Source organism: Pseudomonas sp. WPR_5_2 (genome assembly GCF_003634475.1).
GTDB classification, from domain to species: Bacteria; Pseudomonadota; Gammaproteobacteria; order Pseudomonadales; family Pseudomonadaceae; genus Aquipseudomonas; species Aquipseudomonas izuensis.
In genome coordinates, this window is sequence record NZ_RBLA01000001.1 from 1,911,111 (window position 1) to 1,924,237 (window position 13,127).

Below are 13,127 nucleotides of genomic sequence, written 5' to 3' on the forward strand. Positions count from 1 at the left end.
TTCCGGGGGATTTTTATGCCCTGTGGGAGCGAGCCTGCTCGCGATGGACTAGAGGGCATCGCGGGGTATCAGATACCCCGCGTAATCGTTAACGACCATCGCGAGCAGGCTCGCTCCCACAGGTCAGATTTTCGCTGGCGACCGCCCTGGCTTCTTGGTCTGCAACAAATGCGAGAACACCGCATGCAAATCATCCGACGCACTTTCTTCGTCGAGGTTGAGTTTGCTGTCGATGTGATCCATGTGATGCATCATCAGGTCCACCGCCAGCTCAGCGTTGCGCGCTTCGATCGCATCGATCAATTGAGTGTGCTCGTCGTAGGAGCAGTGGGAACGGTTGCCGCTTTCGTACTGGGCGATGATCAGCGACGTTTGGGACACCAGGCTGCGCTGGAAACTGATCAGCGGCGCGTTTTTCGCCGCTTCGGCCAGTTTCAGGTGGAATTCGCCCGACAGGCGGATGCCGGCACCGCGGTCGCCGCGGGAGAAGCTGTCGCGCTCGTCGTTGACCATTTGTCGCAACTCGGCAATCTGCTCGGCAGTGGCGTGTTGAACCGCCAGCTCAGTGATCGCCCGCTCGACCAGACGCCGGGCCATGAACACCTGGCGCGCCTCTTCGACGCTGGGGCTTGCGACCACGGCACCGCGATTCGGACGCAGCAACACCACGCCTTCATGGGCCAGGCGCGACAGCGCACGGCGAATGATGGTGCGGCTGACCCCGAAAATTTCCCCCAGCGCTTCTTCACTCAACTTGGTGCCGGGCGCCAGACGCTGTTCGAGGATGGCCTCGAAGATATGCGCGTAGACAATATCGTCCTGGGTACCGCTGCGGCCGGCTTTGCCTGCTCGCGGTTGTTTCTTGAGGGGTTGCAACTGTTCGTTCATGGGCACTCGAGTCGGGAGAACTGCGGCGAATTGACCGTGACTGTAATACGGCACAGTGGGTCGCTGGCAAGTATCGCGTAAAAAACACTGCGATTGTACACAATGGTTAGTGGCAACACGACTGTACGGCTGTTTGTCGCTTCTGCTGTATGGCAATGCCTGCTTACATTTGAGTTTAGGCTTGAACGCAGAATCCGTGGCATTCGCAATCCCATGTAGGAGCTGGCTTGCCAGCGAAGGCGGCCTCAAGGGCTATGCAAAACCCGATGGCCCCTTCGCTGGCAAGCCAGCTCCTACAGAGGGTTGTGTTGCCGCGGACATCTTCGTACGTATAAGGAACATCGCCGTCATGAACGAAGCCACACACACCCAGCTCCGCCCATTGGCCGACACCTCGCCGTCGGCCATCGTCGCCGGCTTCATCGCCATGATGACCGGCTACACCAGCTCCCTGGTGCTGATGTTCCAGGCCGGACAAGCGGCGGGCCTGACCAGTGGGCAGATTTCATCGTGGATCTGGGCGATTTCCATTGGCATGGCGGTGTGTTCGATCGGCCTGTCGTTGCGCTATCGCACCCCCATCACCATCGCCTGGTCGACCCCGGGCGCCGCGTTGCTGATCACCAGCCTGGGCGGCGTGAGCTATGGCGAAGCCATTGGCGCCTATATTACCTGCGCGGTGCTGGTGACGATTTGTGGCCTGACCGGCAGCTTCGAGCGGCTGGTGAAAAAAATCCCCGCGTCATTGGCGGCGGCCTTGCTGGCAGGGATTCTGTTCAAGATCGGCAGCGAAATCTTCGTCGCCGCCCAGCATCGGACCGCACTGGTGCTGGGCATGTTTTTCACCTACCTGGTGATCAAGCGCCTGTCACCACGCTATGCGGTATTGGCCGCATTGTTGATCGGCACTGCGCTGTCGGGGTTGATGGGGCTGCTGGATTTCAGCGGTTTTCATCTGGAAGTGGCCACGCCGGTCTGGACCACCCCGCACTTCTCCTTCGCCGCAACGATCAGCATCGGCATTCCGTTGTTCGTGGTCGCGATGACGTCGCAAAACATGCCGGGCATTGCCGTGTTGCGCGCCGACGGCTACAGCGTGCCGGCCTCGCCGCTGATCACCACCACCGGTATTGCTTCGTTGCTGCTGGCGCCGTTCGGTTCCCACGGGATCAACCTTGCCGCCATCAGCGCGGCGATCTGCACCGGGCCGCACGCCCATGAGGATCGCAACAAACGCTATACGGCAGCGGTCTGGTGCGGGATCTTCTACGGGATCGCCGGTGTGTTCGGGGCGACGCTGGCGGCGCTGTTTGCCGCGCTGCCCAAGGAGCTGGTGCTGTCGATTGCCGCACTGGCGTTGTTCGGCTCGATCATCAATGGCTTGAGCATCGCCATGAGCGAAGCGAAGGAACGTGAAGCGGCGCTGATCACCTTTATGGTCACGGCATCGGGGCTGACACTGTTTTCCATCGGTTCGGCGTTCTGGGGGATTGTCGCGGGGGTGGTGACGCTGGTGATCCTGAACTGGCGCAAAGCCTGAGCAACCACCCTCTGTAGGAGCAAAGCTTGCTCGCGATGGCGTCCTTGAAAGCGCCATTGCGAGCAAGCTTTGCTCCCACAAAGAGAAAAAGCAGGCATAAAAAAACGGCGACCCTTGGGTCGCCGTTCTTCATGACATCAAGCTACCGGATTGATCGGCTTTTCCGGGTACCAGACGTCCAGCAACGGGCTGACTTCAACGCTGGTCAGCTCGGTGCGGCCCTTGAGCCAGGCTTCAACGGCAGCGCGCTGTTCAGCGCTGACCGAGCCACGCTTCTGCAGGCAAACCAGACCGTAGTCGTCACCGCCGACATAGCCCAGGCCGTTGGCTTCCATGGCTTCTTTAAGGAACGCGTCGAGGAAAGCATCAATGGCTTCATCAGCCAAATCTTCTTTGAAATCCAGGTTCAGTTCGAAACCCAGCTCTTGAAATTCATCGACGCACAGTTTTTTGCGCAGACGCTGGGAACGGTTAGTCGCCATTGGAACAATCCTCTTAAGTAATAACGGCCGGCACTTTAGCAGTTTAAGCCGCCGATTGCCCGCCTCTGAACGGTGCGCGCCTTACCGCCGGTAAAAAAATTGCCGATAACTAGACCAAGGCACGGCCCAAGCCACGACACCTTGGGGCATAATGCCGACACTTTTGTGACCGCCGGGGCTTTCATTTTCATGCCCTCGTCTTTTCCCCCTCGACTGCAGGGTCTTATTTCAAATGATCAAATCGTTGCGTCCACTGCTGCTCGCCAGCCTTCTCCTCCCGCTGGCCCTCCCCGTTTCCGCTGATCCGATCAATACCGCCTTGTCGCCCAGCGTCGAAAAAGCCCTCAAGGCCAGCAAGTTGCAGGACAACGCCCTGTCGCTGGTGATGATTCCTCTCACGGGCCCCGGCACTGCCACCGTTTTCAACGCTGATGTATCGGTCAACCCGGCTTCGACCATGAAACTGGTCACCACTTACGCGGCCCTGGAAATGCTCGGCCCCAACCACCAGTGGAAAACCGAGTTCTACACCGACGGCACCCTCAGCGGCGGCATCCTCAACGGCAACCTCTTCCTCAAGGGCGGCGGCGATCCGAAGCTGAACATGGAGAAACTCTGGCTGCTGATGCGCGACCTGCGCGCCAACGGCGTGACCCAGGTTACCGGTGACCTGGTACTGGATAAGAACTTCTTCGTGCAACCGCAACTGCCCGAGTTCAACGACGACGGCAACGATGAGAACAAACCGTTCCTCGTCAAGCCCGATGCACTGCTGGTCAATCTCAAGGCGCTGCGGTTTGTCGCGCGCAATGACTCGGGCAAAGTGCTGGTTTCGGTGGAACCGCCAATCGCCAGCATCCGCATCGATAACCAGGTCAAGGCCATCAATTCCAAGCAATGCACCGGCGGCGTGCGCTACAACCCTGTACCCCAGGCCGATGGCAGTGTGACCGTCACGGTCGGCGGTCAGTTGGGCGAAGGCTGCAGCTCGCAGACTTACCTGTCGCTGCTCGACCATGCGACCTACACCGCCGGCGCCGTACGTGCGATCTGGAAGGAGCTGGGCGGCAGCATTCAGGGCAAGGATGTTCTGGCGCCGACCCCGAAAGATGCCAAGGTACTGGCGCGGGCGTTCTCACCGGACCTGGCGGAGATCATCCGCGACATCAACAAATACAGTAACAACACCATGGCCCAGCAGTTGTTCCTGAGCCTCGGCCAGAAATTCCGCACCGACGCCGACGCCGACGATGCCAAAGCGGCACAGCGCGTGGTGCGCCAGTGGCTGGCGAAGAAAGGCATCACTGCGCCGCACCTGGTGATGGAGAACGGTTCCGGCCTGTCACGCGCCGAACGCGTCAGTGCCCGGGAAATGGCCTCGATGCTGCAAGCCGCCTGGCACAGCCCTTATGCCGCCGAGTACATCAGCTCGATGCCGATTGCCGGCACCGACGGCACCATGCGCAAACGGCTGAAGACCACCGCGATGCGCGGCGAAGCCCACGTCAAGACCGGCACCCTGAACACTGTGCGCGCGATTGCCGGCTTCAGCCGCGATATCAACGGCAACACCTGGGCGGTGGTGGCGATCCTCAACGACAAGGCACCGTTCGGCGCATCGTCGGTGCTCGATCAGGTACTGCTGGACCTGTACCGCCAACCGAAACTGCCGCAGACCGCTTCGGTTCTGTAACCCAACGCAGAACCCATGTGGGAGCGAGCCTGCTCGCGAAAGCGGTGTAACAGCCAACATCTATGTTGAGTGTAAAATCGCTTTCGCGAGCAGGCTCGCTCCCACAGTGTTTGCATGCCGCTTGACTCAGTTCATCTCCCCCTGCACCCGATCCCTTCCCGCCTGCTTCGCCGCATAAACCCCCGAATCCGCCCGTAGCAACAGCGCATCCGCGCCCTCGCCGATCCGCCAACTGGCAATTCCGAAACTGGCCGTGACGACTCCCACTTCGTCGATCGGTGCACTGCGCAAGCTTTGCCACAGCTCCAGCGCCAGCACATGGGCCTGTTCGCCGCCGATGTCCGGGCACAGCACCATGAACTCTTCGCCCCCCAGGCGGCAGAACACATCCGTGCGCCGCAACCGTTGACCAATGCGCTCGCACACCGCTTGCAACACCCGATCGCCCACGGCGTGGCCGTGTTGGTCATTGATGCGTTTGAAGTGGTCGATGTCGAGCATGATCACCGACAGCTCGCCGCCGCCACGCTCCACACGGGCCATCTCGCTGGTCAGGCGCTCCTGGAAGTAGCGGCGATTGTGGATACCGGTCAGGGAATCGGTCACCGACAACGCGCGCAGTTCTTCTTCCACCCGCTTCAAATCGGAAATGTCCGAGATGTAGCCATGCCACAGTACGCCGCCACCGGGAAGCTCCTCCGGCGTGGCCTCGCCGCGGACCCAGCGCAGGCCACGCTGGGGCAGTTGCACGCGGTACTCCTCGCGCCAGGGGCTGAGGGTATCCGCCGAGGCGCGGATCGACGCGCGCACGCGCGTCGTGTCCTGCGGATGAATCCGCGTGAAGATCGCTTCGGCATTGAGCAGCAACACGTCCGGATCGAGTTCGTAGATCTCGCGAATACCGTCGCTGGCATAGATGACACTGAAGCGGCCGTCGAACTCCATCTTGAACTGGTAAATACCGCCGGGCACGTGGGCACTGAGTTTCTTCAACAACAGGTCCCGCGCAGCCAGCGCCTCATGCACGCGCTTGCGTTCGGTGATGTCGATGCACACTGCCAGATGCCCGACCCACAAGCCTTGCTCGTCGAGCACCGGCGTGGCCAGCATGTTGACCATCAAATAGCTGCCATCGCCCCGCACCAGCGTCCACTCCCGCGCTTCGTGCCCACCCTCGATGCTGCCTTCGACCAGCATCGCGTGGCAGGCCGGCACCGGCTTGCCGAATCGCGTGCTCAACTCGGCGGAACGTGCGGCGAGCTCCCGGGGCAAGTGCAGGTTTTCCAGGGTCATGTGCCCCACCACTTCGGCGGCGGTGTAGCCGAGCATTTGCTCGGCACCGGCATTGAAGGTGGTAATCACCCCGCGCAGGTCCGTGGCGATGATCGCCACCTGGGTGGCGGCATTCAGCACTCCGCGTAATTGGCCGTGGGTGCCACGCAGTTCCTGTTCGCGGGCGCGCAGTTCCTGGGTCCGCTGCTCGACCATTTTCAGCGCCCGTTGCCGCTGGCTGACCAGCACGTAGAGCAAGGCGCTGAGCAGTACGCTGAGCAAACTTCCGAGCACCACCAGGGTGGTCACCGACGAATGGTTGGCCTGCAGGAACGCCTCGCTGGGCTGGATATCGACTTGATATTCATGATCGGCCAGGCGCAACAGTCGGGTCGCGGACAACTCACTGATGGCGGGAGGGTTCGGTGATTGGAACAGTACTTCGTGTTGTTCCTCGGTGGATAAGTCGAGAATGCGCACCGCGAGATAATCACGGCCCGCCTCCGGCAAGTCGTCGGCCAACAGCTGGCGCATGCTGATCACCGCCATGACATAACCAAATGGCTTGCCGGTTGCGCCATCCGGGTTATTGCGCAACATGACCGGCGCGACCAGCAGCACACCCCGCGCATAAGCCGGTTCGATGCTGACCAGGTACATCGGTTGCGACACCGCCATGCGCCCATGCTGGTCGGCCCGCTCGAGGGTAGCGCGTCGCATCGGCTGGGCCAGCAGGTCGTAGCCCAACGGCGAACCCAGTTTACTTTGCGTCTGGCTGTACAGCACCACCACGTACTCATCCCGTTCGGCGGCCAATTGCAGCTGGCCGTCGGCATTGAGTTCGCGCAAGGTAAAACCACTCAGGCCCTCGTCCCGCACGCGGCGCTCGAAAGCCGCCCGCTGATCTCCCCTGACCCGTTCGGCGTACGAGTACGCCTGGGTCCGGTGCAGCAGAGGTTGGGTATATCCGTTGAATTCCTCTCGGGTCACCGAATCGGAATTGGCAAAGAACCGGCGCAGGCCGTCGAGGCGCTGCTCCTGGTCTTCGAAACGTTCTTCGATACGGCTGTAGCGTTCACTGGCCAGCAGTTGGAAACGTTGCCGCAATTGATGGTGAAACAGGTTGAGCGTCGACCAGGCCAGCAATCCCGTGAGAATCCCGCCGACGATCAATACCAGGAGCGCGACCAGCCAGGCCGAAACGTCTTCGCTGATAAAACCCAGGATCTTTGGGCGCACGGCGTGCAACGACATAAACGCAACTCAAAACGCCAGGTGCGGGAAAGCCCTTTGGCCATGAGTTGAGTTATAGCTATTAGCCACTAATTTGACCAGCACTGAAACCCCTGCAGGAGCGAGCTTGCTCGCGATGGGCTCAGCGGCACCGCGTACATCCAGAAGATACGCGTTATCGTTGTCGACCATCGCGAGCAGCGCTCGCTCCTACGGGAGAGGATCCACCATCAACGAGCCATGATTTTCCAGGCGCGGTGGATCTTGGCATTGCGGGCAAAATCCGGATCGATGGTTTGGGCGGTAATCTCTTCGATGGCATAACGCTCGGAAAGATTGGCCTCCAGTTCGAACTTGCGGAAGTTGTTGGAGAAGTACAACACCCCGCCGGCTGCCAGCCGCGCCATGGCCAGGTCGATCAATTGCACCTGGTCACGCTGCACGTCGAAGATACCTTCCATGCGCTTGGAGTTGGAGAAGGTCGGCGGGTCGATGAAGATCAGGTCGTACTCGTCACGACTGGCTTCAAGCCACGCCATCACATCGCCCTGCTCCAGGCGGTTCTTGTCGGAGAAACCGTTCAGCGACAGGTTGCGCCGCGCCCAATCCAGATAGGTTTTCGACAGGTCGACACTGGTGGTGCTGCGTGCGCCACCCTTGGCTGCGTGAACACTGGCGGTGGCGGTATAGCAGAACAGATTGAGGAAGCGCTTGCCGGCCGCTTCTTTCTGAATGCGCATACGCATCGGCCGGTGATCGAGGAACAGGCCGGTGTCGAGGTAATCGGTGAGGTTCACCAACAGCTTCACGCCGCCTTCACTCACTTCGACGAACTTGCCTTGCGCTGCCTGGCGTTCGTACTGCTTGGTGCCGCTCTGGCGCTCGCGGCGCTTGACCACTACGCGGCTCTTGTCGATGTTCAACGCCTGCGGAATCGCGGCCAGGGCATCAAACATACGTGCAGAAGCTTTTGCCGGGTCGATGGATTTTGGTGCGGCATATTCCTGGACATGGACCCAATCCTGATACAGATCGATGGCCATGGAGTATTCGGGCATATCTGCATCGTAGACGCGGTAGCAATCGATGCCTTCGCGCTTGACCCACTTGCCCAGCGCCTTGAGATTTTTTTGCAGACGGTTGGCAAACATCTGCCCGCCTTCGCTCAGGCGCGGCAGTTCGACCACCGGTGCGGGTGCCGGGGCCGGTTTGATCGGGTTACCGTTTTTGTTGTACTGGCGCTCTTGCGGCTCGCTTGGGGCCTGATCGTAAGCCGCCTGCTCACGCTCGGCCTGACGCTGTTCCGGCGTACGACGTTCGCCGGTGACGAATTGATCCGGCAGCACCTTGATCAGCAACAGCTTGCACGGCAAGGCGCCGTTCCAGAACGAATACTGCTTGTGGCTGCGGATGCCCATGCGCTTGCCCAGGTCCGGCGCGCCGGTGAATACCGCCGCTTCCCAGTTCAAGCAGGCCTGACGCAGGCGCTCGCCAAGGTTCTGGTAGAGATAGAGCAGGCTCGCCTCGTCACCCAGACGCTCGCCGTACGGCGGGTTACAGATCACCAGGCCTTTCTGGTTCTGGTCCGGACGCGGCTCGAACGTCGCGACTTCGCCCTGGTAGATCTTGATCCATTCGCTCAAGCCCGCACGCTCGACGTTGTTGCGGCCTGGTTGGATCAGGCGCGGATCAGCTTCGTAACCGCGAATCCACAGCGGTGGCTTGGCCAGGCCGGCTGCCGCGCGTTCGGACGCTTCTTCATGGAGTTTTTTCCACAGCGCCGGCACGTGGCCGAGCCAGGCGGTGAAGCCCCATTGCTCGCGACGCAGGTTCGGTGCGATATCGGCGGCGATCATCGCCGCCTCGACGAGGAATGTACCGACACCGCACATCGGGTCCGCCAGCGCGCCGCCTTCGGCCGCAATGCGTGGCCAGCCGGAACGGATCAGGATCGCCGCCGCGAGGTTTTCCTTCAGCGGCGCCGCGCCTTGCTGCAGGCGATAACCACGCTGGTGCAGGCTGTGGCCCGAGAGGTCGAGGGAAAGAATGGCTTCGCCACGGTCCAGGCGCAGGTGGATGCGCAGGTCCGGGTTGAGTTTGTCGATGGACGGACGGTCGCCCTGCGGGGTGCGCAGCTTGTCGACGATGGCGTCCTTGACCTTCAGGGCGCCGAAGTGGGTGTTGTCGATACCCGAGCCGTGGCCGCTGAATTCGACGGCCAGGGTGCCATCATTGAGCATGTGGTCTTGCCACTCGATGTCGAGCACGCCGTGATAGAGATCTTCGGCATCTTTCATCGGGAAACGCTTGAGTACCAGCAGCACCCGGTTGGCCAGGCGCGACCACAGGCACAGGCGATAAGCGGTTTCCATGGTGGCCATGCCGCGCACGGCAGAGGTGTGCTCACGTGCTTCCTCAAGGCCAAGCCCGACGGCTTCCTCGATGAGCAGGCCTTCGAGGCCTTTTGGGCAAGTGAGGAAGAGTTCGAAACGATCGGACATGAGAATTTCTGCGCCTTTGGCTGAGTGAACCGGCAACGCATTGCCGGCCCGGTTTTCAATCAGGCGCTTTTCTCGAAGAGCGCCCGCGTGGCACGAAGGTGTGCCGTTCCACCCCTGCTGCTCGGGTTAAATGAGCTTAGATGCAAGGGCAGATAAAAAAGTTGATGCAACAAAATGTCATAAGTCGACCCTTCGTCGAATAATGCCACACTGCAACGCGAGGCATTCTCACCAAAGGATAAACCCCGTCATCCTGCGGGGGGCCGATCATACAGGGCTTTGACTAATAAATACGGCACAAACATCGTGTTGCTTATGGCCATACCACATTAATAGTTACGCCCTTATGACAAAACGATCATTCCCTCGATGTGACGCATTGGTTAGAACTCAATACAGGTTGGCGCCGCAATGACGTCAACACCTTGGCTCGCCACGCCGGCAGCGAGCCCCAACGGCAGAATTTTTCTGCCTGACCTCAATAGAGGTCGACGCGATAAAAACAGTCAACAAGTGAGGGCTACACCCTATGAGAAGACTTAAGCGTGATCCGTTGGAAAGAGCATTTTTGCGCGGATATCAATATGGCGTTGGTGGCAAATCCCGTGAGCTTTGCCCATTTACTCTACCGTCGGTACGTCAAGCCTGGATCAACGGCTGGCGAGAAGGACGCGGCGACAACTGGGACGGTATGACCGGCACTGCGGGAATCCACAGACTCAACGAACTTCACGCCGTCGGCTAACACAGGGCACACACTCCGACACACAATCTGATTACGTAACGAATTAACCACGCACGTCCCATCCGGACGGCGGGCTCCGGCCCAGGGGCTCCTTTATAGGAGCCCTTTTTTATGCCTGTCGATTCATCTTGAGACGCAGAAAAACTTGTGGGAGCGAGCCTGCTCGCGAAAGCAATCTCACATTCAACAATGACGTTGGCAGACAGATTGTCTTCGCGAGCAGGCTCGCTCCCACAGGGCTTAGCGTAATGCCGCGATGGCGTCCACGGATTCGCGAATGAGCGCCGGGCCTTTATAGATGAAGCCCGAATAAATTTGCACCAGGCTCGCGCCCGCGGTGATTTTCTCGGCCGCGTGCTTGCCTTCGGTGATGCCGCCCGCCGCGATGATCGGCAAGCGACCGCCCAGCTCCGCCGCCAGCACTTTCACGGTGTGGGTGCTCTTGTCGCGAACCGGTGCGCCCGACAGACCGCCCGCCTCGTCGCCATGCTCCATGCCTTCAACGCCCACGCGGCTCAGCGTAGTGTTGGTCGCGATGACCGCGTCCATGCCGGTTTCGATCAAGGCTTGCGCGACTTGCGCGGTTTCTTCGTCGCTCATGTCCGGCGCGATCTTGATTGCCAGCGGTACATGCTTGCCATGACGCAAGGCCAGTTCCGCACGACGCTCGGCCAGATCAGCCAGCAACTGCTTGAGCGAATCACCGAATTGCAGGCTGCGCAGGCCGGGGGTATTCGGCGAGCTGACGTTGACCGTCACATAGCTGGCGTGGGCATAGACCTTGTCCAGGCAAATCAGGTAATCGTCGACCGCTCGCTCGACCGGGGTGTCGAAGTTCTTGCCGATGTTGATGCCCAGCACGCCCTTGTACTTGGCAGCCGCCACGCGGGCCAGCAGGTGATCGACGCCGAGGTTGTTGAAACCCATGCGGTTGATGATCGCCTCGGCTTCCGGCAGGCGGAACAACCGCGGCTTCGGGTTGCCCGGTTGCGGACGTGGGGTGATGGTGCCGATCTCGACAAAACCGAAGCCCAGCTGCGCGAAGCCGTCGATGGCCGCGCCATTCTTGTCCAGGCCCGCCGCCAGACCCACCGGGTTCGGGAAGTCGAGCCCCATGACACTGACCGGCATCTTCGCCGGGGCCTTGCACAGCAAACCGTTGAGCCCAAGACGCCCCCCTGCGCCGATCAGGTCCAGGGACAGATCGTGGGAGGTTTCCGGGGTAAGTTTGAACAACAGCTGACGGGCCAGGGTGTACATGGGCGGGTTGGACTCGGGGCGGCGAAAAGTGGCGGGGATTATAGCCGGGTGGAGGGACACAGGCGAGGGTGCACATGACACCGCCCCTCCACATACGAAACGACACTACGCAAAGCGTTTACGGCGCAGGATTTTCACTCAGTTGCGCGGGTGCATTAGCCCTGTCAGTACGCTGTGAACAACTCCAGATGAATGGAAAGTAGATGAGCATCAGGACCATCGCCAAACCGACAACCAAAAGATGACCTTGAGTACCTTCATCCAAATCGGAAAGAGCCAGCGTGACTGCCGCCGCTCCCAAAGCATGATTGAGTGCCTGGAATGCCGACGTTCGGGATGCGTTGACGTTAAGCAGAGCATTGGCCAGTTGCTCCCTCGATGGCAAACGCGCCCCCGCACGCACTTCCAGAACACTTCGTTGCAGCGATTCGGGGTCAAATTGAGCCGAATCCAACCCCACTGACGGAGATAGCAAGGGCCAGCTTCTACACAGGATGAAAATGAAGTCGTCAGTGACCGCTCCCAAGCCATTGAGTACGCCCTGAATGACATCCGCCCCGAGACTGTAGCCAAGCTCCGCCGCATACCGCCCCGCGCCGCTGAGTGGCATCAAGGCATTCAAATGTTCCAGTGAAAATTGAACAGCTCCATACGCTGCCGTGGTCACCCCGGTAGACAAGGCAGTCGCTCCACCCGCGTTGTCCTGCAAAGGGAAGAAGGCATTGGTCACGTCTCGAGCCACCGTATAGACATTCGTACCGATCACGGTGGAGAGCATGGTGTTTGTGGCGCCGGTCAGCTGTGCCGCAATAAACGCCCCCATCGTAATGCTTGCCATGCACACCCGCCCAAGTCGTGTCTGAAGTGTGGCCGCTCCTGCGCACTCATCACGGATAGCCCCCATCAGACTCATGGCCGGGCCGATCATCGTGATCGCGGCCACGGCCCAGACGCGAGAGGCGTCGGTGGAATCGCCTTCCCGGATAGCTTTTTCCACGTAATAACCAACGAGCTGGCGCAGTACCGTGGTCAGCGTGACGATCAGACCTGTTCGTGCCGTTACGTTCAGCAGGTTCAGTCCAGGTCCCCTCACTCCCTCTAGCAACTCCATGCCCGCCGTGATGACCGAATGCATACGACTTTCACGGGTTTGCTGGTTATCTGTCCTGTTCATTTCGGAAAGTCGGGCGGAAAAATCATCGTACGACCTGATTTCCCCATTTTCGATAAAGAGTCTCACCTCTCCTGCCGTTACCTGCCCTGTCTCACCGAGCTCATCGTGGCACTCACGCAATGCCATCGACACCGGACGATCCAGACGCGTCATACCCGCTACAATTTCCCGCTCCGTGCCCAGTATGTCAGCTCGAAAGTCCATTCCTGCGAGATCGAGCGATTCAAGCAAGGGGCTGTAGGTCTGTCTGGCAGAAGATGAAACAACATTGTCTGAAGAGGCGCGAAAGTTCCCAGCAGACGGAGTAATCGAAATAACCATTTTCTATTCCCTGAGTTG

9 protein-coding genes are annotated in these 13,127 nt (G+C 60.0%); 3 read left to right on the forward strand and 6 right to left on the reverse strand.

All coding sequences use genetic code 11. The annotated features are described in order from the left end of the window. Window positions 1-123 precede the first annotated feature (123 nt). Window positions 124-888, reverse strand: coding sequence for a GntR family transcriptional regulator (locus BJ917_RS08410; RefSeq protein ID WP_096512714.1), 765 nt, complete (start codon window positions 886-888; stop codon window positions 124-126). Between the two features lie 349 nt (window positions 889-1,237). Here BJ917_RS08410 and BJ917_RS08415 point away from each other — a divergent pair, with 349 nt between their 5' ends. Then, the gene (locus tag BJ917_RS08415; RefSeq protein ID WP_121103047.1) at window positions 1,238-2,428 is read left to right on the forward strand and encodes a benzoate/H(+) symporter BenE family transporter; all 1,191 of its coding nucleotides are present in this window, start codon (window positions 1,238-1,240) and stop codon (window positions 2,426-2,428) included. 137 nt (window positions 2,429-2,565) lie between these two features. Here the strand turns inward: BJ917_RS08415 and BJ917_RS08420 are convergent, their stop codons facing one another. After that, window positions 2,566-2,910 carry a YggL family protein gene (locus tag BJ917_RS08420; RefSeq protein WP_007971486.1) on the reverse strand — a complete coding sequence of 115 codons (345 nt, stop codon included), beginning with the start codon at window positions 2,908-2,910 and terminating at the stop codon, window positions 2,566-2,568. Between the two features lie 232 nt (window positions 2,911-3,142). Between BJ917_RS08420 and dacB the strand changes: the two genes are divergently transcribed. Further along, window positions 3,143-4,603: a D-alanyl-D-alanine carboxypeptidase/D-alanyl-D-alanine-endopeptidase gene (gene dacB / locus BJ917_RS08425; RefSeq protein ID WP_096512716.1), complete on the forward strand. Its 1,461-nt coding sequence runs from the start codon at window positions 3,143-3,145 to the stop codon at window positions 4,601-4,603. Between the two features lie 126 nt (window positions 4,604-4,729). On the opposite strand, the gene BJ917_RS08430 is transcribed toward dacB, so the two are convergent. Together BJ917_RS08430 and rlmKL are read right to left on the reverse strand one after the other, a co-directional pair. Further along, window positions 4,730-7,129 carry a diguanylate cyclase gene (locus tag BJ917_RS08430; protein ID WP_121103048.1) on the reverse strand — a complete coding sequence of 800 codons (2,400 nt, stop codon included), beginning with the start codon at window positions 7,127-7,129 and terminating at the stop codon, window positions 4,730-4,732. 209 nt (window positions 7,130-7,338) lie between these two features. Next, window positions 7,339-9,609 (reverse strand): bifunctional 23S rRNA (guanine(2069)-N(7))-methyltransferase RlmK/23S rRNA (guanine(2445)-N(2))-methyltransferase RlmL, encoded by a 2,271-nt coding sequence (gene rlmKL, locus BJ917_RS08435; RefSeq protein ID WP_096512718.1) that lies wholly within the window; start codon window positions 9,607-9,609, stop codon window positions 7,339-7,341. 529 nt (window positions 9,610-10,138) lie between these two features. Here rlmKL and rmf point away from each other — a divergent pair. Then, the gene (gene rmf / locus BJ917_RS08440) at window positions 10,139-10,354 is read left to right on the forward strand and encodes a ribosome modulation factor (protein ID WP_003223300.1); all 216 of its coding nucleotides are present in this window, start codon (window positions 10,139-10,141) and stop codon (window positions 10,352-10,354) included. 240 nt (window positions 10,355-10,594) lie between these two features. On the opposite strand, the gene BJ917_RS08445 is transcribed toward rmf, so the two are convergent. Next, window positions 10,595-11,614, reverse strand: a complete 1,020-nt coding sequence (locus tag BJ917_RS08445; protein ID WP_096512719.1) for a quinone-dependent dihydroorotate dehydrogenase — start codon at window positions 11,612-11,614, stop codon at window positions 10,595-10,597. Between the two features lie 118 nt (window positions 11,615-11,732). Beyond that, on the reverse strand, window positions 11,733-13,109 hold the full coding sequence (locus tag BJ917_RS08450) for a hypothetical protein (protein ID WP_254007506.1): 1,377 nt from the start codon (window positions 13,107-13,109) through the stop codon (window positions 11,733-11,735). Window positions 13,110-13,127: the final 18 nt, after the last annotated feature.